Origin of the sequence: Streptomyces sp. E11-3, from assembly GCF_046540415.1 — a bacterium.
Classification (GTDB): Bacteria; Actinomycetota; Actinomycetes; order Streptomycetales; family Streptomycetaceae; genus Streptomyces.
On sequence record NZ_JAZGRL010000001.1, the window covers coordinates 2,029,759 to 2,050,345 of the forward strand.

The 20,587-nt window shown below is 70.3% G+C and carries 15 protein-coding genes; 4 read left to right on the forward strand and 11 right to left on the reverse strand.

Features of this window, described 5'->3' with window-relative positions; all coding sequences use genetic code 11:
* The 3 genes from rpsP to proS form a co-directional block, all read right to left on the reverse strand.
* On the reverse strand, positions 1-432 hold the full coding sequence (rpsP, locus tag U9R90_RS09070; RefSeq protein ID WP_411055880.1) for a 30S ribosomal protein S16: 432 nt from the start codon (positions 430-432) through the stop codon (positions 1-3).
* Between the two features lie 202 nt (positions 433-634).
* Complete coding sequence (locus U9R90_RS09075) at positions 635-1,228, reverse strand: hypothetical protein (protein WP_411055881.1); 594 nt, start codon at positions 1,226-1,228, stop codon at positions 635-637.
* Positions 1,229-1,488: 260 nt separating this feature from the next.
* Positions 1,489-2,901: a proline--tRNA ligase gene (proS, locus tag U9R90_RS09080; RefSeq protein WP_411055882.1), complete on the reverse strand. Its 1,413-nt coding sequence runs from the start codon at positions 2,899-2,901 to the stop codon at positions 1,489-1,491.
* Between the two features lie 231 nt (positions 2,902-3,132).
* On the opposite strand from proS, the gene U9R90_RS09085 reads away from it, so the two are divergent.
* Positions 3,133-4,005: an SAM-dependent methyltransferase gene (locus tag U9R90_RS09085; protein ID WP_411055883.1), complete on the forward strand. Its 873-nt coding sequence runs from the start codon at positions 3,133-3,135 to the stop codon at positions 4,003-4,005.
* A gap of 136 nt (positions 4,006-4,141) precedes the next feature.
* Here U9R90_RS09085 and ftsH read toward each other — a convergent pair whose 3' ends face one another.
* From ftsH to U9R90_RS09115, 6 genes are all read right to left on the reverse strand, one after another.
* Positions 4,142-6,058, reverse strand: coding sequence for an ATP-dependent zinc metalloprotease FtsH (gene ftsH, locus U9R90_RS09090; protein WP_411055884.1), 1,917 nt, complete (start codon positions 6,056-6,058; stop codon positions 4,142-4,144).
* A 116-nt stretch (positions 6,059-6,174) separates the two neighbouring features.
* On the reverse strand, positions 6,175-7,725 hold the full coding sequence (gene ffh / locus U9R90_RS09095; RefSeq protein ID WP_411055885.1) for a signal recognition particle protein: 1,551 nt from the start codon (positions 7,723-7,725) through the stop codon (positions 6,175-6,177).
* 218 nt (positions 7,726-7,943) lie between these two features.
* Complete coding sequence (locus tag U9R90_RS09100; protein ID WP_411055886.1) at positions 7,944-10,415, reverse strand: [protein-PII] uridylyltransferase; 2,472 nt, start codon at positions 10,413-10,415, stop codon at positions 7,944-7,946.
* A 68-nt stretch (positions 10,416-10,483) separates the two neighbouring features.
* Positions 10,484-10,822: a P-II family nitrogen regulator gene (locus U9R90_RS09105; RefSeq protein ID WP_411055887.1), complete on the reverse strand. Its 339-nt coding sequence runs from the start codon at positions 10,820-10,822 to the stop codon at positions 10,484-10,486.
* Positions 10,819-12,108 carry an ammonium transporter gene (locus U9R90_RS09110; RefSeq protein WP_411055888.1) on the reverse strand — a complete coding sequence of 430 codons (1,290 nt, stop codon included), beginning with the start codon at positions 12,106-12,108 and terminating at the stop codon, positions 10,819-10,821. The genes U9R90_RS09105 and U9R90_RS09110 overlap by 4 nt, the downstream gene beginning before the upstream one ends.
* Before the next feature lie 305 nt (positions 12,109-12,413).
* Entirely contained in the window at positions 12,414-13,889 is a 1,476-nt protein-coding gene (locus U9R90_RS09115; protein ID WP_411055889.1) for a hypothetical protein, read from the reverse strand.
* Between the two features lie 441 nt (positions 13,890-14,330).
* On the opposite strand from U9R90_RS09115, the gene U9R90_RS09120 reads away from it, so the two are divergent.
* Complete coding sequence (locus U9R90_RS09120) at positions 14,331-14,996, forward strand: bifunctional DNA primase/polymerase (protein ID WP_411055890.1); 666 nt, start codon at positions 14,331-14,333, stop codon at positions 14,994-14,996.
* A gap of 64 nt (positions 14,997-15,060) precedes the next feature.
* On the opposite strand, the gene ftsY is transcribed toward U9R90_RS09120, so the two are convergent.
* Positions 15,061-16,275: a signal recognition particle-docking protein FtsY gene (gene ftsY, locus U9R90_RS09125; protein ID WP_411055891.1), complete on the reverse strand. Its 1,215-nt coding sequence runs from the start codon at positions 16,273-16,275 to the stop codon at positions 15,061-15,063.
* Between the two features lie 200 nt (positions 16,276-16,475).
* Here ftsY and U9R90_RS09130 point away from each other — a divergent pair, with 200 nt between their 5' ends.
* On the forward strand, positions 16,476-17,915 hold the full coding sequence (locus tag U9R90_RS09130) for a cytosine permease (protein ID WP_411055892.1): 1,440 nt from the start codon (positions 16,476-16,478) through the stop codon (positions 17,913-17,915).
* A gap of 138 nt (positions 17,916-18,053) precedes the next feature.
* On the forward strand, positions 18,054-19,037 hold the full coding sequence (locus tag U9R90_RS09135; RefSeq protein WP_411055893.1) for an LLM class flavin-dependent oxidoreductase: 984 nt from the start codon (positions 18,054-18,056) through the stop codon (positions 19,035-19,037).
* Between the two features lie 78 nt (positions 19,038-19,115).
* On the opposite strand, the gene U9R90_RS09140 is transcribed toward U9R90_RS09135, so the two are convergent.
* On the reverse strand, positions 19,116-20,543 hold the full coding sequence (locus tag U9R90_RS09140; protein ID WP_411055894.1) for a sugar porter family MFS transporter: 1,428 nt from the start codon (positions 20,541-20,543) through the stop codon (positions 19,116-19,118).
* Positions 20,544-20,587: the final 44 nt, after the last annotated feature.

Genomic DNA, 20,587 nt, shown 5'->3' on the forward strand with positions numbered 1-20,587 from the left:
TCAGGCCTCGGTCGACTCGGTGGACTCAGCCTTCTCGGCCTCGTCCGCCTTCTTGTCGGCCTTCTTCGCCTTCTGGGTGATGGCCTCACCCTTGGGCTCGTCGGCGACGGCGACAGCGTCGAAGGTCGGGCGCGGGGCCTTCTCCTCGGGCTGCAGCAGCGGCGCCGGGGCGGGCAGGCCCTTGTGCTTCTGCCAGTCGCCGGTGAGCTTCAGGATGGCCATGACCGGCTCGGTCGGCTGGGCGCCGACGGACAGCCAGTACTGGGCACGCTCGGAGTCGACCTCGATGCGCGAGGGGTTCTGCACCGGGTGGTACAGGCCGATCTCCTCGATGGCCCGGCCGTCACGGCGGGTACGGGAGTCGGCGACGATGATGCGGTAGTGAGGCGAACGGATCTTGCCCAGACGCTTCAGCTTGATCTTGACTGCCACTGGAGTGGTGTCTCCTGGTCTTGACGTGGTTGGGCACAACGAGATGCCACGTGGGGTTGCGGTACCCGAGTGCCCGATGGACGCGTCAGCCGGAGGATGAGAGGGTTCCTGTGCGGCTGTCGAGTACAGCTAGTCATTGTGCCATACGTCGTCGGGGCGGCCGACCCCGGTGCCGGCCGCCCCGCTCGCTGCCCCGTGCGGCCTATCTCGCGGCGCCCACCGCCTCGGGGATGCGGAAGGGCTTGCCGCAGCCGCCGCACATGATGGGCGCCTGGGCGAGCACCGAGGGCACCACACGGACGTTGCGTCCGCAGTCGCAGACCGCCTTGACCCGTACGCCACCACCGGACGAGCCGTGCCGTGCGGCGGGCCCCCGGAAGCTGCGTGCGGTGTCCTCGGAGGTCGCGGCGGTGTGTGCCTGAAGGGCGCGCTGCAGGCGCTCGATCGTCGGGCGGTAGCGCTTCCTGGCCTCGGGATTGAGCGAGACCAGCGAGAAGCCGCTACTCGGGTGCGGTTCCTCGGGATGGTCCAGGCCCAGCTCCTCTGCGATCGCCAGGAATCGGCGGTTGTGGTAGCGGCCGGCGCGCGAGGTGTCACGGACGCCGCGCGCGGCGGCGATGCCGTGGACTGCCTCGTGCAGCAGTCGCTCGAAGGAGAGCTCGGCGCCACAGGCGGACGACGACTCTCCGATCAGGGATTCGGGCGCGGCAAGATCCGGCAGCTCGGAGTGGTGCCGCTGAATGTCGGCCCACGCCTGTGCCAGCTCTGCGGCGAGAACAGGTGGTGTCGTGCTCACGTCGTGACAACGAGCCGGGTGCCCTCGGTGTTCCTATTACGGGGCATCTCAAATAATTTGCACGTACCCGTCAGTTGCTACTCATGCGTCACGACGACGGCGTGTGCGCTGATCTGCGGAGAAGCCACGCTGTTCGCATCAAGGTGGTACGTAGCGGCGCGTACGCCCCGGCGCGTAGACCTGGTCCACACGCCGGGGAACGTGTTCTCATCAGATGCGCAAGAGGCATTTCAGCCTCGTCACTCCCGGCGTACGGCGTCTCAGTACGCGCGAGCCACCAGAGCGACGGTACCGGGTGCGTCGTCGAAGTCCGGCACCGACCCGTCCTCGGTGAGCAGACACCGTACGGTCACGGCGTTCTCGGCGAGCTCCGCCTCGCCCTCGGGGCCGAGCGCGGCCCACGGGATGCGCGCCCAGCCGCCCGCCGCGGCCGCCTCAGCGGCCTCGTGGATCGTGGCCACATCCGTCGTACGGGACTCCCGGCGCTCGCGGGACTCCGCCAGCAGCCGCGCCTGGTCCTCCTCGAAGACCTGGGGCAGCAATCCGGCCAGCGCGTCGATCGCGACCGGCTCCTTGCCGCCGGGGATGCGGCGCGCCAGCATCGCGGTGCCGGCCTCCAGGTCGCGCGGGCCGATCTCGATCCGTACTGGCACGCCCTTGAGCTCCCAGTCGACCGCGCGCCTCCCGAAGGGGGTGTCGATACGGTCGTCTACCTGGACACGGATACCCGCGGCCTTCAGCCGGTCGCCGAGCTCGCGCACCTTGGCGACCGCCTCGTCGCCCTTGATGGCCATCACCACGACCTGAACGGACGCGAGCCGCGGCGGCACCCGCAGACCGTTGTCGTCGCCGTGCGACATGATCAGACCGCCGACCATCCGGGTCGAGCTGCCCCAGGAGGTCTGCCAGACCGGCTCCTGCTTGCCCTCCTTGGACAGGTACTGGGTGCCGAAGGCCTTGGCGAAGTTGGTGCCGAGCTCGTGGCTGGTGCCCATCTGCAGGGCCTTGCCGTCCCGCATCATCGCTTCGAGCGTGAGGGTGTTGATGGCACCCGCGAAGCGCTCCTGGGGCGTCTTGCGGCCGAGGACCACGTCCATGGCGAGGACGTTCGTCATGAAGTCCGCGTACACCTCCTTGTGGATGTACGCGGCGTAGTCCCTGGCGTCCTCGTAGGTGGCGTGCGCGGTGTGGCCCTCCTGCCAGAGGAACTCGGTGGTGCGCAGGAAGACCCGCGGGCGCATCTCCCAACGGACCACGTTCGCCCACTGGTTGATCAGCAGCGGCAGGTCGCGGTAGCTCTGGATCCACTTCGAGAAGGAGGCGTTGATGATCGTCTCGGAGGTGGGGCGGACCACCACGGGCTCTTCGAGCTCCTTGCCGCCGCCGTGTGTGACGACCGCGAGCTCGGGCGCGAACCCCTCGACGTGCTCGGCCTCCTTCGTCAGGTACGACTGCGGGATGAAGAGCGGGAAGTACGCGTTCTGGGCGCCGGCCTCCTTGATGCGGGCGTCCATCTCCTGCTGCATCCGCTCCCACAGGCCGTAGCCGTACGGTCGGATGACCATCGTGCCGCGCACCGGACCGTTGTCGGCCAGCTCGGCCTTGTTGATCAGATCCTGGTACCAGCGGGGGAAATCGTCCGCCTGGGGCGTGAGAACGGGAGCCTTTGCCATGGCGCGAATGGTACGACTCGGCCTGCTGTGAAAGGGAACCGACGACCCAGAACGGCCCCCGAAAGGGGCGCACGCCCGGGGCACCCAAGCATTACCCAACAACCCCTGGACGCCGTGGCAGATGGGGAGTTCCCTGGCATACGGGGGGAGCGTGCGCGCACACGTACGGGGGCGGAGAAACAGGACACCAGGGGAACCTCTCGTCACCTCTCGTCGATTGGGGCACTTTCGATGACACCCACGCTCGTACAGCAGCACCTTCCGACTCCGGGCTCCGCGTCAGCCTCCCGTACGGAATGTACGGACGCGTGCGTACGCGCGCGTGACTGGGCGGAGATCCAGGAACGGATGCTGGTGCCGCTCTACGAAGCGGTGTACGAACGGCTTGAGGTCGGCGCGGGCACCCGACTGCTCGGCCTCGGCTGCGGTTCCGGGCTCGCGCTGCTGCTCGCGGCGTCCCGCGGCGCGGCGGTGACCGGCGTCGAGCCGGCCGCCCCGGAGCGGCTCGCGCTGGCCCGTGAGCGGCTGCGGCCAGGGCCTGACCCGGCCCCGCGGGCCGAGGACGCCCGTCTCCTCGACCGCAGCCCCGACCAGGCGGCGGTGGCGGACCTGCCCGCGTACAACCTTGTGACCGCCTTCCAGCCGATCGGCTGCGCGGCTGGGGACTCCGAGGGTCTCGCCGCCCTCCTGGAGCGGGCCGCACCGCTCACCGAGCGCGGCACCCCGGTGGTGCTGGCGGGCTGGGGTCCGCCCGAGCGCTGCACCACGTCCTCGGTGCTGCGCGTTGCGGCACGGCTCGCCGATCCGCTGCGTGCCACGGGCAGTTGGCGGCCCGCGCTGCGGGACGACCTGGAGGAGGTCGCCCAGCGGGCCGGGCTGCGGCCGGACGGCTCGGGGCGGGTCGCCTGCCCCTTCGGGTACGCCGATCTGGACAGCGCGGTACGCGGGCTGCTGTCGACCGGGTTGTTCGAGGCGGCGATCACAGCGACCGATCCGGCGCAGGTGGAGAAGGAGCTGACGGAGGCGCTGCATCCGCATCAACGCCGGGACGGGACGGTGTGGATGGCGAACGTCTTCCGGTACCTGATCGCACGCACGCGCTGAGGTTCATCCCCCGGCGCACACGTCGGGTGACGTACGACCTCTTGCGCCAGCGCGCCCATCGACGCACGCATGCGCTCGCACGCCGACGCGCCCATCGATACACGCACGCGCTCACGCGCCCTGCTCACCCGTCAGTTCACGTGTCCTTCCCGAGCCGTGTGATGCCCGCCGCGCGGTACGCCTCTTCCTCCTCCAGCGTCTCGTTCTCCAGCAGCGCCGCCGCCAGCGCGTCCAGCTTGCCGCGGTTCCGCCGGAGTTGGTCGCAGGCGCTCTCGTAGCACTCGTCGACGATGCGCCGCATCTCGTGGTCGACCACGTCGAGCGTCGCCGGAGCCGCGGCGAGTCCGTAGGGCTGCTGCGCTTCGTTCGGCAGTGCGGACAGCCGGCCGACCCGCTGGCTCATCCCCCAGCGCGCCACCATGCTCCGCGCGATGTTGGTGACCTGTTCGAGGTCGTTCTCGGCGCCCGTCGTGATGACGTCGAAGACCACGTGCTCGGCCGCCATCCCGCCGAGCGCGCCGATGATGCGGCCGCGCAGATAGTCCTCGGTGTACGCGTACTTGTCGGCCTCCGGCGTCGAGAGCGTCACCCCGAGCGCGCGCCCCCGCGGCACAATGGTGATCTTACGGACCGGGTCGGCGCCCGGCTGCAGCATGCCGAGCAGTGCGTGGCCGCTCTCGTGGTAGGCGGTACGACGGCGCTCTTCGGCGGACATCACCAGCGGGCGCTCAGCGCCGAGCTGGACCTTCTCCAGGGCGTTGGAGAGGTCGGACTGACTGACCTGGGGCTGGTTCCGCTTGACCGCGATCAGGGCCGCCTCGTTGGCCAGGTTGGCCAGTTCCGCTCCGGTCATCCCCGGTGTCGTACGGGCCACCTGGGCGAGATCGACATCGTCCGCCATCGGGATCTCGCGGGTGTGGATCCTCAGGATCGCCTCGCGGCCGCCGCGGTCGGGCGGGCTGACCTGGACCATACGGTCGAACCGGCCAGGCCGGGTCAGGGCCGGGTCCAGGACGTCGGCGCGGTTGGTGGCGGCGAGGACGACCACGCCCTCGGAGCCGGAGAACCCGTCCATCTCGGTGAGGATCTGGTTGAGGGTCTGCTCGCGCTCGTCGTGGCCGCCCATCCCGGAGCCGCCGCCGCGGGCCCGGCCGATGGTGTCGATCTCGTCGATGAAGATGATGGACGGCGCCACCTTGCGGGCCTCCGCGAACAGCTCCCGCACCCGCGACGCGCCCACACCCACGATCATCTCGATGAACTCCGAGGCGGAGGCCGAGAAGAAGGGCACCTGGGCCTCGCCCGCGACCGCCCGCGCGAGCAGCGTCTTACCGGTGCCGGGCAGACCGGACAGCAGGACCCCGCGCGGCATCTTGGCGCCCATCCTGCGGTAGGAGTCGGGGTGTTTGAGGAAGTCGACGACGTCGTTGAGCTCGCCCTCCACCTCGTCGATACCCGCGACGTCCGCGAACGTGGTGCGCTTGCCGGACTCCATCTCGATCGGCTTGGGCGGAGCCTTGCGGCCGAGCATGCCCCCCGCGCCGCCCATGCCCGCCGCCATCCGCCGGGCGACGAACACCCACAGGGCCACCAGGAGCAGGATCGGCAGCAGCGAGATCAGCAGATTGCTGAGCAGGCTGGGCTCCTCGAACACCGGCTCCGCGGCGACCTCGACCTTCTGCTCGGTCAGCTCGTCCCAGAGTTTGTCGTCGGCGAAGCTCGGGCGCTGGGTGGTGAACCTGTCGTAGGTGCCCTTGTCGCTGCCGGGCACATCCGCGGCCTTCTTCAGATCACCCTGGATCTGGTCGCCCTTGGCGTGGATCTTCGCGACGTTGCCCGCGGTGACCTGGCTGCTGAACTCGGTGTACGAAATCGTCTTGGGCTCGTCGTCACCGAAGAAGGACAGCACCACGTTGGTGGCGAGGTAGAGGAGCAGCGCGGTCAGGATCAGGCCGCCCCAGCGCATCTTCCGCTTGGGCGGCGGGGGTGGCGGCGCCCCCTCGGAGCGCCACGGCTGGTCGGTGCGGTCGCGTGGGGGCACGGGACTGGTCACGCTGGCCATTATTGGCGTACGGGGCGATCGCGGCATTTCCGGCGAGTCAACGCAACGAGTAAGGGGCGCCCTCCTGGGAGGGCGCCCCTTACTCGCACAACTCGTACATCCTGAGCTCAGTCCATGAACTTCTTGAACTCGTCCGGCAGCTCGAAGTCCTTCGGCTGCTGCCCGCCCGGAAGGCCGAACGCGCCACCCTCCTGGGCCTGCTGCTCGCGGCGCTTGGCCGCCTCCAGCTCCTGCTGCTTGCGCTTCATCGGGTTACCGGAGCGCTGCTTGCCCTTGGCCTGCTTCTGCTTCTTCTTCTGCCGGCCCGGGCCACCGCCCATGCCCGGCATCCCGGGCATCCCCGGCATGCCGCCGCCCTGGGCCATCTTCGACATCATCTTGCGGGCCTCGAAGAACCGCTCGACGAGGTTCTTCACCGCGCTGACCTCGACGCCCGAGCCCTTGGCGATACGGGCACGCCGCGAGCCGTTGATGATCGTCGGCTCATGGCGCTCGCCCGGGGTCATCGACTTGATGATCGCGGCGGTGCGGTCCACGTCCCGCTCGTCGAGATTGTCGATCTGGCTCTTCATCTCCCCCATGCCGGGGAGCATGCCGAGCAGCTTGCTGATGCTGCCCATCTTCCTGACCTGCTCCATCTGGGCCAGGAAGTCGTCGAGCGTGAACTCCTTGGGGCCCTTCTGGAGCTTGGCCGCCATCTTCTCGGCCTCGGCCTGGCTGAAGGTCTGCTCGGCCTTCTCGATGAGGCTGAGCATGTCGCCCATGCCGAGGATGCGGGACGCCATGCGGTCCGGGTGGAACGCGTCGAAGTCGTCCAGCTTCTCGCCGTTGGAGGCGAACATGATCTGGCGGCCGGTGACGTGCGCGATGGAGAGCGCGGCACCACCACGGGCGTCACCGTCGAGCTTGGAGAGCACGACGCCGTCGAAGCCGACGCCGTCGCGGAAGGCCTCGGCGGTGTTGACCGCGTCCTGACCGATCATCGCGTCGACGACGAAGAGGACCTCGTCCGGGCTGACGGCGTCGCGGATGTCCGCGGCCTGCTGCATCAGCTCCTGGTCGATGCCGAGGCGTCCCGCGGTGTCGACGATGACGACGTCGTGCACCTTGGTCCTGGCGAACTCGATGGAGTCCTTGGCGACCTGGACCGGGTCGCCGACGCCGTTGCCCGGCTGCGGCGCGTACACCGCGACGCCGGCGCGCTCGGCGACGACGCTCAGCTGGTTCACGGCGTTCGGGCGCTGGAGGTCACAGGCGACGAGCAGCGGCGAGTGGCCCTGGCCCTTGAGCCACCGGCTCAGCTTTCCGGCCAGCGTCGTCTTACCGGCACCCTGCAGACCCGCGAGCATGATCACGGTCGGCGGGTTCTTGGCGAAGCGCAGGCGGCGGGTCTCGCCGCCGAGGATGCCGACGAGCTCCTCGTTGACGATCTTGATGACCTGCTGGGCGGGGTTCAGCGCCTGGGAGACCTCGGCGCCGGCGGCCCGCTCCTTGACCTGCTTGATGAAGGCCCGGACCACGGGCAGTGCGACATCCGCCTCAAGCAGGGCGATACGGATCTCGCGTGCCGTGGCGTCGATGTCCGCCTCGGAGAGGCGGCCCTTGCCCCGGAGGTTCTTGAATGTCGCTGCGAGGCGGTCGGAGAGAGTGTCGAACACGGCGGTCGCGAATCCTCGGGTCGGGTGCGGGCTGACAGATCGCCTTCCAGGGTATCTGGCCGCTTGTGGTGGGGTCTCCACCGCGGGGCGTACTGGTCTGGTTCCGGTGCGGGTGCGCGGTGGCGCGGGTCAGGGCATCGTCCCCCACCCCGCCCCTTCCCGGCTGTGACATTAGCGGCCTCCGCCGCGGGCCTCACCGGCCGGGCTCACAGATGTCCTCAATCGCCGGACGGGCTCACTTTGAGCGCCTTCTCCAGCACTCGGGCCACCGATGCCGCCTCCTCCCCCGGCAGCGGCGCCCCCTCCGGGTCTGTGACATAGAACGCGTCCACCGCGTTCGCGCCCAGCGTGGACACGTGCGCACTCCGCACCCGCACCCCAGCTCCCTCCAACGCCCGCCCGATCCGGTGCAGCAGCCCCGGTGCGTCCTGGGCCCGTACCTCGATCACCGTCGCCAGCTGGGACCCGGCCGGAGCCACCGTCACCCTGGGCGGCGGCGCCGAGACGCCCCGGCGGCGCGGATAGGCCGCCTCGCGCTCGGCCAGCCGGGCCGGGATGTCGAGGGAGCCGTCCAGGGCCCGTACGAGATCGGCCCTCAGGCGCGCGGCCTGCGGCAGCGACCCGTACTCGGCCGCCACCCGCCAGTCGAGCAGCAGTACTTCCTTGCCCATGTCCTCGGGCAGCTCCAGGCCACGCACCTCCGCGGTCCGCACGGTCAGCCGGTGCATCGCCAGCACCCCGGCCACCGCGGGCAGCACCCCGGCCTGGTCGGGTACGGCGATCAGCAGCTCGACCCCGAGCGGTTCGGGGTCACCGGCCGACTCGCCGTCCGGCACGGGCTCCTGCTGGGCCCGCAGCGAAAGCACCGGGCCCCCGGTACGGAAGGCCTCGACGGCGAGCCGCTCCTGCTCGGCGGTCGGCGCCGCGGGCTCCGGCTCGTCCGGCGCGTCCCCGGCCAGCACCGCCGACACCCGCTTGACCAGGTCCGCCACCAGCGACCCGCGCCACGACGACCAGGCCGCGGGCCCGGTCGCCAGCGCGTCCGCCTCGGTCAGCGCGTGCAGCAGCTCCAGCGTCGATGCGGAGCCGACGGCGGCCGCGACCGCGCGCACCGTCGCCGGGTCGTCCAGATCGCGCCGGGTCGCCGTCTCGACGAGCAGCAGATGGTGCCGTACGAGGCAGGCGAGCTGGGCCGTGTCGGCCCGGTCGAAGCCGATCCGCGTCGCCACGTCGCGCGCGATGATCTCGCCCGCCAGCGAGTGGTCGCCCGGCCAGCCCTTGCCGATGTCGTGCAGCAGGGCCGCGATCAGCAGCAGGTCGGGGCGCCCGACGCGGCGGGTCAGCTCGGAGGCGCGTACCGCCGTCTCCACCAGGTGCCGGTCGACGGTCCAGGTGTGTACGGGGTTGCGCTGCGGGCGGCAGCGCACCCGCTCCCAGTCCGGCAGCACCCGCGTGATCAGGCCTTCGGCCTCCAGCGCCTCCCACACCTCGACGGTGCTGCGGCCCGCGCCGAGCAGCGTCACCAGCTGCTCCCTGGCCTCGGCTGGCCACGGCGTCGGCAGCGGACGTACGGCGCCCGCGAGACGGCGTACGGCGTGCAGGGACAGCGGCAGACCGGCCTGCGCCGCGGCGGCCGCGGCGCGCAGGGGCAGCACCGGGTCGCGCTCGGGCCGCGCCGTGCGCGCGAGCACCACCTCGCCGTCCTGCTCCACGACGCCCTCGGCCAGCGGGGTCCGCTCGGGTGCCCCCTTGTTCGAGCCGAGCAGCGCCCGCAGCCGCGGCTTGGCCGACCGCGAGCGCAGCACCCGGCCGACCTCGCGCCAGGTGACATCGCTGGCGTACGAAACGGTGCGGGCGACCTCGTACACCTGGCGCAGCAGCGCGTCGGCGTCCAGGAGGCCGAGATCGGCGGCGACCTGGTCCTGCTCCTGGAGCGAGAGCCGGTCGGTGGCGCGCCCGGTGGCCAGGTGCAGGGCGTCGCGTACGTCGAGCAGCCGCCTGGTGGCGTCGGCGAGCCCGGCGCGCGGGGCGTCGGCCAGCCAGGAGGCGGCGACGGCCCGCAGTGCGGTGACGTCCCGCAGCCCGCCCCTGGCCTCCTTGAGGTCGGGTTCGAGCAGGAACTGCAGCTCGCCCTGGCGTTCGGCGCGTTCCTCGCACAGCTCCTGGAGGGCGGGCAGCCGCTTGGGGGCAAGGTTCCGCCAGTCGGCGAGTACCGCGGAACGCAGCCCGGCGGTCAGCCCCAGGTCTCCGGCGATATGCCGCGCGTCCAGGAGTCCGAGTTGCACCTTGAGGTCGTCGCCCGCGGTCTTGCGCGCCTCGGCCGGGGTGCGCACCGAGTGGTCCAGGGCGAGCCCCAGGTCCCATACGGGGTACCAGACGCGGTCCGCGACCGAGGCGACCGCGCCCGGGTCCGCGCTGCCGTCGTGCAGCAGGAGCAGGTCCAGGTCGCTGCGCGGCGACAGCTCGCCGCGCCCGTACCCGCCGACGGCGACGAGCGCCATGCCCCGGGTGTCGGCGGCCGCGGCCGAGAACAGCCGGGTGAGCCAGCCGTCGGTGAGCTCGGCCAGCGCCGCACGGCGCGGCGGCCCGGACTGCGCCTCTCCTTGGAGGAGGCGCAGCCGGGCCGCCGCGTAGCCGCTGGGTTCTGTACTACCTGAGTCTTCCGTTCCCGTACGTACGTCCACACTCACGCCCAGCAGCTCCTTGTTGATCTGCGTTCGATCAGTACCGGCAATACCGGCAGTACCGGCAGTTCCGGTCAGAGCGCGTCGGGACCGCGCTCGCCGGTGCGCACCCGGACGGCCGTGTCGACCGGGATGCTCCAGACCTTGCCGTCACCGATCTTGCCGGTGCGGGCGGCCTTGACCACGACCTCGATGAGCTGTTCGGCGTCATCGTCCTCGGCCAGCACCTCGATCCGGATCTTCGGCACGAGGTCCACGGTGTACTCGGCGCCGCGGTAGACCTCGGTGTGCCCGCGCTGGCGTCCGTAGCCGCTGGCCTCGGTCACCGTCAGGCCCTGGACGCCGAAGGCCTGCAGGGCCTCCTTGATCTCGTCGAGCCGGTGCGGCTTCACTACTGCCGTGATGAGCTTCACGCTTCCACCTTCTTGGTCTGCGGCGCGGCCGCCTTGTTCTCGTCGTTGCTCGGTGCGGGCAGCGTACGGCTGATCGGGGTGCCGCCCACCGCACTGAAGTCGTAGGCCGTCTCCGCGTGGAAGGCCTGGTCGACGCCGCTGGTCTCGTCGTCCTCGGAGGCCCGGAAGCCGATGGTGGAGTCGACGATCTTGGCGAGAATCCAGGAGACGACGAAGGAGTACGCCATCACCGAGAAGGCGCCGATGGCCTGCTTGCCGAGCTGGCTTGCGCCGCCGACGCCGTCGATCGCGAGGACACCGACGAGCAGGGTGCCGATGACACCGCCGACCAGGTGCACGCCGACCACGTCGAGCGAGTCGTCGTAGCCCAGCTTGTACTTGAGGCTGACGGCCCAGGAACAGACGGCACCGGCGACGACGCCGATCAGGATCGCGCCGAAGGCGTTGACGTGCGCACCGGACGGGGTGATGGCGACCAGACCCGCGATGGCACCGGAGGCGGCGCCCAGGGTGGTGAACGCGCCGTGCCTGATGCGCTCGTAGATCAGCCAGCCGAGCATCGCGGCACCCGTGGCGACCTGGGTGTTGAAGGCCATCAGGGCGGCGACGCCGTCGGCGGCGAGCGCGGAGCCGGCGTTGAAGCCGAACCAGCCGAACCAGAGCAGGGCCGCGCCGAGGACGACCAGCGGGAGGCTGTGCGGGCGCATCGGGTCCTTCTTGAAGCCGATCCGCTTACCGACGACCAGGACCGCTGCCAGCGCGCCGACACCTGCGTTGATGTGGACCGCCGTACCGCCCGCGAAGTCGATCACTTCGAGCTTGTAGAGCCAGCCGTCGGCCTGCCACACCCAGTGCGCGACCGGGAAGTACACAATGCTGACCCACAGGGCGATGAAGAGCGCCCAGCCGCTGAACTTCACGCGGTCCGCGAGCGCACCGCTCATCAGGGCGGGCGTGATGATCGCGAACATCAGCTGGAAGAGCGCGAAGGCGAGGACCGGAATGCCCTCGTCGCCGCCGGTCAGCGTCTCGGCGCTGATGCCCTTGAGGCCGATGTGGTCGAAGTTGCCCAGCAGCCCGCCGCCGATGTCATCGCCGAAGGCCAGCGAGTACCCGTAGAGCACCCACAGCACACTGACGATGCCGAGCGAGATAAAGGACATCATGAGCATGTTGAGGGCGCTCTTCACCCGCACCATGCCGCCGTAGAAGAAGGCCAGGCCGGGCGTCATCAGCATGACGAGCGCGGCACTGATCAGTACAAATGCGGTATCTGCGCCATTCAAGGCCGAGTCTCCTCGTGATTCGGAACGGCCCGTGCGGATGCTCCTGGAGGGGTGGGCCGACTGTGCTGAGGAGACTGGCGCAGCGCCGTTTCCGTCGATGCCCCTCGATGTTTCGGGGCAGTGACGAAGGCGGCGCTCGTGTTACGCGTCCATGAACTGGCGGATCGGGGCGGGTGCGGCTGCATACCCTCTGCGCAGCACCTGAGGGTGTGGTGAGGCCGGCCGCGGCCGGGCCGTCCGAGTGACTTGGCGGGGGAGCCGAGTCGGGCTGTTCGGGACGGCGGGCCGCGGCCGGGGTCTGGGGCCTAGACCGCCTCCGCGGTTTCGGGCAGCTGTACGGCGAGCCGGTCGGTGAGGTCGTGGACCTCGGCCACCTCGCCGAAGTCCCGCAGTGCGGTGGCGACGGTCTTGCGCAGCCGGGTGTTGACCCGCTCGGAGCGGACCTTCTTGGCGATGTCGAGCGCCTCCCCGACCAGGACCGTGCTCTGCTCGGGCTCCCGCTGCAGGAGGTGCACGGTGGCCATCCCGATGAGGTTCAGCGCATACGAACGCTGGTGCTCCTTGTCCCTGCCGAAGAGCTCGACGGCGCGCCCCATCACCGGGTGGGCGAGCGAGGCGTAGGTGGGGCTGCGGCCCGCCACATAGGCGAGGTCGCGGTAGGAGTGGGAGTTCTCGCCGTTGAGTTCCGCCTCGGAGAAGAAGCGGATCCAGTCGGGCTCCTGCTCGGCACTCTCGTCCGCGTCGACGAAGGTGTCCTCGGCCATCCGCACGGCCCGTTTGGTCTTGCTGGGCTGGCCCATATTGGCGTACGCGCGGGCCTCCATCGCATACAGCATCGCCTGGGTGCGCGCGGTGGCGCAGTCCCGGCTGCCGTACTGCGCGAGGTGGATGAGCTCCAGGGCGTCTTCGGGGCGTCCGAGGTGGATCATCTGGCGGCTCATGCCCGACAGGATGTACGAGCCCAGGGGCTTGTCCCCGGCCTCCTTCGCGGCGTGCAGGGCGAGGACGAAGTACTTCTGCGCGGTGGGCTGCAGGCCCACGTCGTAGCTCATCCATCCGGCCAGTTCGGCCAGTTCGGCCGCGATCTTGAAGAGCCGCCTGGCGGTGGCGTCCGGGTGCGGCTCCTGGAGCAGGTCCGTCACTTCGTGCAGCTGGCCGACGACGGCCTTGCGGCGCAGTCCGCCGCCGCACTGGGCGTCCCACTTGCGGAACATGACCGTGGTGGCTTCGAGCAGTTCCAGCTCGGGACCTGACAGACGCGATCCGCGGCGCCCCTGGATCTGCGGCTCCTGGGCCGCGGTGGGCGCGGCCGGTGCGGGCACCAGCCAGCGCTGCATGGGTTCGATCAGCGTGGGGCCCGCGGCGAGGGCCAGCGAGGTCCCCAGGAATCCGCGCCGCGCCAGCATCAGGTCGCTGCGGGAGAACTCGCCGATCAGTTCCACGGTCTGCGGCGCGGTCCAGGGCAGGTCGACGCCGGAGAGCGACGGCGACTGGTGCGCGGTGCGCAGGCCGAGGTCCCCGATGGCGACGACGGCACCGAACCGCTCGGAGAACAGTTCGGACAGGATGCGCGGGATCGGCTCGCGCGGCTGCTCGCCGTCGAGCCAGCGGCGCACCCGCGAGGTGTCCGTGGAGATGTGGTTGGCGCCCATCTGGCGCGCTCTGCGGTTCACCTGGCGAGCCAGTTCACCCTTGGACCAGCCGCTGCGCACGAACCACGAAGTCAGCTGCTCGTTGGGGCGCTTGTCAGCGTTTCCCACGCTGTCGCCGGTGCCGCCCACTGGAACACCCCCATCCCTCAAGCTTCGAAAGCCACCGCGCGCCGATACGCGAAGTCCTAACAGAATGCCGTGACTTACGGTCTCCCGTCCGCTGCTTGTCACTCGTCGAACAGGAAAACGACTTGCCTCCGGCATACCCACGAGCACGCACATCCCCTGGGCTCGTGCACTGAAAGTAATCCTACGATCACCCCTCCGGCGAGGGGGTTCTCGGAAACGCCACCATTCGCCACCCCTTCGAATGAACTCATGAACGGCTACACGCGATTCACTTGACACGGGACAGCCGCAAGTGGGCGGAGCGATGCACGCCGGGGCGCACGCATCCGGGCGCACCACCCGTGACACCCCCGGGCGCCATCAGAACAGGGGAGGAACACCGTGGGTCACGGCTCCACTTCGGCACGTAACCACCGACGCGCTCGACCCGTTGGAGGGGGCATGGGCTTCACGATCGGCGGCAGCCGCGGACTGCGGGAGATCAGGCCTGGCGCGCGCCGCCGCGGGCGCACCTCGGAGTGCACCGTGGTGGCGGAGTTCACCGGCCTGTGGGGCTGGGACGCGGTTCCGGGCGCGCGCGCCGCCGGGGGCGTGTGCTCCTGCGGGGACTCCGGCTGTACGGCGCCGGGCGCCCACCCGCTGGACCGCACCGCGGAGATCCGGGCCGGGGCCACCCTCGACGAAGTGACTCTGGCCTGGGCGGAGTTCCCCGGTGCTGCGGTGCTGTTGCCGGTCGGTCGCACCTTCGACGTCCTGGAGGTCTCGGAGGCCGCGGGGCGCCGCGCCCTGGTCCGCCTGGAGCGCATGGGCCTCCCGCTCGGACCGGTGGCGGTGACCCCTCAGGGCCGCGCCCAGTTCTTCGTCGCCCCCGGCGCCGTGGCCGAACTGCCCGCGCTGCTCTACCGCATGGGCTGGGACGACGCCGACCTCGACCTGCGCGGCATCGGCCCCGGCGAGTACGTCACGGCCCCGCCGTCGGACCGCGGCGGCCTCGGCCCGGTCCGCTGGCTCCGCGCCCCGGCCCTGGACTCTGCGACACACCCGCCGCAGGCGCGGCTGCTGCTGGGCGCGTTGGCGTACGCGTCACACCGGCACCCCGCGCCGTAAAAGAAACAACCCGCCCCAGCTGCACCCTGGGGCGGGTCCTTCCATCCATTGGCCGTTGAGGCGCTCAGTCTCCGATGAGCGCGTCCACGAACGCCTCCGGCTCGAACGGCGCCAGATCGTCCGCGCCCTCGCCGAGACCGACGAGCTTGACCGGTACGCCCAGCTCCCGCTGGACCGCGACCACGATGCCGCCCTTGGCCGTGCCGTCGAGCTTGGTGAGCACGATGCCGGTGATGTCCACGACCTCGGCGAAGACCCGCGCCTGCACCAGGCCGTTCTGCCCGGTCGTGGCGTCCAGGACCAGCAGCACCTCGTCCAGCGGCGCGTGCTTCTCGACGACCCGCTTGACCTTCCCGAGCTCGTCCATCAGCCCGGTCTTGGTGTGCAGTCGGCCCGCGGTGTCGATGAGGACGACGTCCGCGCCCTCCTCGATGCCCTCCTTGACGGCGTCGAAGGCGATCGACGCCGGGTCGCCGCCCTCGGGACCGCGCACCGTACGGGCGCCGACCCGCTCACCCCAGGTCTGCAGCTGGTCGGCGGCGGCGGCACGGAAGGTGTCGGCCGCGCCGAGCACCACCGAGCGGCCGTCGGCCACCAGGACCCGGGCGAGCTTGCCGGTGGTGGTGGTCTTGCCGGTGCCGTTGACCCCGACGACCATCACGATGCCGGGGGCCTCGGTGTCGGACTCGGTGTTCACGACCCGGTCCATGTCGGTGCCGACGAGGTGCAGCAGCTCCTCGCGCAGTAGGGCGCGCAGCTCTTCGGGGGTGCGGGTGCCCAGCACCTTCACCCGCTCGCGCAGCCGCTCCACGAGCTCCTGGGTGGGGGCGACACCGACGTCGGCGGTGAGGAGGATCTCCTCGATCTCCTCCCAGGTGTCCTCGTCGAGGTGCTCGCGCGCGAGGAGCGTGAGCAGCCCCTTGCCGAGCGCGTTCTGGGAGCGGGACAGTCGGGCACGCAGCCGGACCAGTCGGCCCGCGGTGGGCTCGGGGACCTCGATTTCGGGCGCGGCGGGAGCCTCGGGCTCCTCGACGACGACCGGGGCGGCGGGCGCGGCCGCCTCGGGGAGCTCTACCTCCTCGATCGTGCGGCGTGGCTCTTCGCGCGGCTCCTCGGCCTCTTCGCCGACATGCGGCTCGGCCGGGGGCGCGGTGATGGTCGGCGTGGCCGAGGGCGCCGTGGGCGGCAGCTGCTTCTTCTTGCGGCTGCCGATCACGAGCCCGCTGACGACGCCGATCGCGACCAGGGCGATGACTACAGCAAGGATGACGATTTCCATAACAGCCCCAGTATCAGCCATCGCCCGCGCTCCCTCACCGGTTGTGGCTTCCGCCAAAGGACATAAGCCCCTGCAGGGCACTACTCAGATCAAAGTACGATGGTGAGGGCCGTATCAACGCGCGTAGAGTCAGCGCTGCCCGTCTCCCACCCCAGGCGGCTCACCGTCGAGCCGCGTACGAGGTCTGGACATCCCCACCTATGAGCAACACCGCCGAAGCCGAAGGCACCGCCCTGGAGACCCGTGGTCTCGAACCCGTGCCCGACAGTGAGCGCACCGGCAAGGTCAGCGAACTCTTCCCCACCTGGGTAGCCGCCAACATCAGTGTGCTGCTGCTCACCATGGGCGCGAGCCTGGTCGTGGCCTTCCAGCTCAACTTCTGGCAGGCCATCGTCGTCGCGATCGCCGCACCCAGCCTGTCGTACGGCCTGGTCGGCCTGTTCGGCATCGCGGGCAAGCGCGGCGGCGCCCCCGGCATGGCCCTGTCCCGCGCGGTCTTCGGGCAGCGCGGCAACCTGCTGCCCGGTTCGCTGATCTGGATCGCCCGCTGGGGCTGGGAGACGATCAACGCGGTAACCGGCGCCTACGCCCTGCTCACCGTGCTGGACATCGTCTTCGGCATCAAGCAGAACACCCCGCTGATCATCGTCACGCTGCTGCTCTTCGTGGTCGCGACCTTCGCGATATCCGGCCTCGGCATCCACGCCGTCCAGAAGTGCAACAAGTACGCGACGTATCTGTTCGGCGGGTTCTCGGTCCTGGTCCTGGTCTATCTGATCGTCAGCTCCGACTGGGGCGCCGTCTTCGACCGCCCGGCCGGAAGTACGGCGATGATGGTCGCGGGTATCGGCATGATCGCCGCGGGCGGTGTCAGCTGGATTCCCTCGGCCCCCGACTTCACCCGCTATCTGCCGCGTACGGCGTCCGCCAAGGCCATGGTCGGCAACTCCATCGGCGGCGCCGGGATCGTCGTCCTGCCGATGGTGCTGATGGGCGCGGCCATGGCGGTCTCCACGCCGGATCTGGCCTCGGCCAAGGACCCGGTCTCCTTCCTCGGCGAGATCCTGCCGCTGTGGATCGCGGTCCCGTATCTGCTGATCGCGCTGGTCGGCATGCTGTTGATCAACGCGATGTCGATGTACTCGGCCGGCTTCACCGCGCAGACCCTCGGCTTCACCATCGCCCGCCACTGGGCCGTGTCGGTCAACGCCGTCATCTCGCTGATCTTCGGCGGCATCCTGATGCTGGTCGCCACCAGCTTCATGGGCTCCTTCATCGCCTTCCTGTCGCTGCTCGCGGTGGCCTTCTCGGCCTGGATCGGCGTCTTCGGCGCGGACATGCTGCGGCGCACGGAGTACGACGGCGAGGCCCTGCTCGACACCACGCGCACCAGCGCCTACTGGTACAAGGGCGGCTTCGCCCCGGCCGCGGTGATCGCCTGGGGTGTGTCCCTGGTGGTGGGCCTGCTGTTCACCACGTCGGACTGGTTCACCGGCCCGCTGGCGGCGAACAACCCGATCGGCGAGTACGGCCTCGGCTGGATCGCGACCATCGTGGTCTCGGGCCTGCTCTACCTCGCCCTGCCGAAGCCCGCCGTCGAGGCGCCGCGCGCGAAGGACGCCGAACCGGTGTCCGTCTGAACCCGGTGCCCGTCTGAACCCGATGTCCGCCTGAACCCGGCGTCCGCCTGAACCGTACGGCCACCCCTCTGGCCACCTGACGCAACGTCAACTACCGTCCCCCTGCACCGCATCCACCCGGTGAAGGGGGACCTGGCCATGCCCGTCACGGTCGTACGCTTCAACCTCGTCGACCCCGACGCGACGCCCGACGCGCTCTCTGCCCGCTATCGCGCCGCCATCGAGATGGCCGCGTACGGCGACGACCGCGGCATCAGCACGGTGCAGACCGAGGAGCACCACGGTGCGGTCAACAACTGGCTGCCGTCGCCCTTCGCCTTCGCGGGTGCGGTCTTCGGTGCCACCCGGCGCCTCGCGGTCACGGTGTCGGCGGTCATCGGCCCACTGCACGATCCGCTGCGGCTGGCCGAGGAGATCGCCGTACTGGACCTGCTGAGCGGCGGCCGCCTGGTCACGGTGGCGGGGATCGGCTACCGGCCCGAGGAGTACGAGGCGTTCGGCGTCGAGTGGGGCAACCGGGGCAAACTCCAGGACGAGTTGCTGGAGACCCTGCTCGCGGCGTGGACCGGCGAGCCCTTCACCTTCCGCGGCCGCACGGTCCGGGTCACCCCGCGCCCCCTCACCCAGCCGAACCCGCTGCTCCTGGTCGGCGGGTCGTCGCGGGCCGCGGCGCGGCGTGCGGCCCGGCTCGGGCTGCCGTTCTTCCCGAGCGCGCATCTGCCCGAACTGGAGGCGTACTACCAGGACAAGCGCGCTGAGTACGGGACCGAGGGCTGGGTGATGATGCCCGCGGCCGAGACCCCGCTGCTGCATGCCTCCGACGACCCGGACCGCACCTGGGCCGAGTACGGACGGTACTTCCTGCACGAGGCGCGGACGTACGCCTCGTGGCAGTCCAAGGACATCCGCTCCGCGGTCCGCTCGCGCGCCACCACCGTCGACGAGTTGCGCGCCGAGGGCGTGTACCGGGTGCTCACGCCCGACGCGTGTGTGGCCCTGGCCGATGACCGCCCCGACAGCAGCCTGATCCTGCATCCGCTGTGCGGCGGCATGCCGGTCGACGAGGGGTGGCGCAGTCTGCATCTGTTCGCGGAGCAGGTGCTGCCGCGTCTGGCGGAGTGAGCCCCGGAACGTACAAGGCCGCCCCCGCCCGGGGATCCGGGCAGGGGCGGCCTCCTGGAGAGAGGGGCAGCGGGGGGTTTAGCCCATCTGCTCCAGGGTCTTGCCCTTCGTCTCGGGAACGAACCTGAGGATGAAGGGAATCGAGAGCAGCGCGAAGGCTGTGTAGATCATGTAGGACGCGGACAGGTTCCAGTCCGACATGCTCGGGAAGGTCTTGGTGATCGCGAAGTTGGCGATCCACTGGGCGGACGCGGCCACTCCGAGCGCGGCGGCGCGGATGCGGTTGGGGAACATCTCGCCGAGCATGACCCAGACCACCACGCCCCAGGAGAGCGCGAAGAAGAGCACGAAGGAGTGGGCCGCGACCAGCGCCACGGTGCCCTGCGCGTCGGGCAGCGTGATGTTGCCGCCGGTACCTTCCTTGTACGAGAAGGCCCAGGCGGCGAGCCCCAGCGAGACGGCCATACCGGCCGAGCCGATCAGCGCGAGCGGCTTGCGCCCCAGCCGGTCGACGAAGATCATCGCAATCACGGTGCCGATGATGTTGATGATCGACGTGGTGAAGGAGTAGAAGAAGGAGCTCGACGGGTCGATGCCGACGGACTGCCACAGCGAGGAGCTGTAGTAGAAGATCACGTTGATGCCGACCAGCTGCTGGAAGACCGAGAGCCCGATGCCCACCCAGACGATCGGCAGCAGTCCGGCCCGGCCACCCATCAGGTCGCTGAGGCGCGGCTTGTGCTCCATGTGCATCTTTGCGTCGATCTCGGCGATCCTGGCGTCCAGGTCGGTGCCGCGCGGTTCGACGTCGGCGAGCACGGCCCGTGCTTCGGCCATACGGCCCTGGGCGATCAGGTAGCGCGGGGACTCGGGGATCCGCAGCGACATCAGGCCGTACAGCAGGGCCGGGACGATCTCGATGCCGAGCATGATCTGCCAGGCCTCCAGGCCGAGCAGCGAGCCGCGCTGGTCGCCGTCGGCGAACTGCAGCACCACCCAGTTGACCAGCTGCGAGATGGCGATGCCGAGCACGATCGCGGCCTGCTGGAAGGAGGCCAGGCGGCCGCGGTACTCGGCGGGTGCTACCTCGGCGATATAGGCCGGGGCGATCACCGACGCCATACCGATGGCGACGCCGCCGAGCGTCCGCCACAGCGCCAGGTCCCACAGGGCGAACGGCAGCATCGAGCCGAGGCCGCTGATCGCGAAGAGTACGGCGGCGATCTGCATCACCCGGATACGGCCGATGCGGTCGGCGAGACGGCCCGCGACCATGGCGCCGAGCGCCGCGCCGAGCAGCGCGATGGCGATCACGGTGCCCAGGGTGGCCGAGTCGACGTCGAACTTCCCGCGGATGCCCTCCACGGCGCCGTTGATGACCGCGCTGTCGTAGCCGAACAGGAAGCCGCCCAGTGCCGCCGTCGCGGCGATGAAGATGACATGGCTGAGGTGTTCGGGCCGACCGCCGCCCGCGGGGGTCGGCTTCAGCTTCGCTGTGGTGGTCACGGTGTCTCCTACAGAGCAGGACCTCGACGTCCTGGCATGTGGGG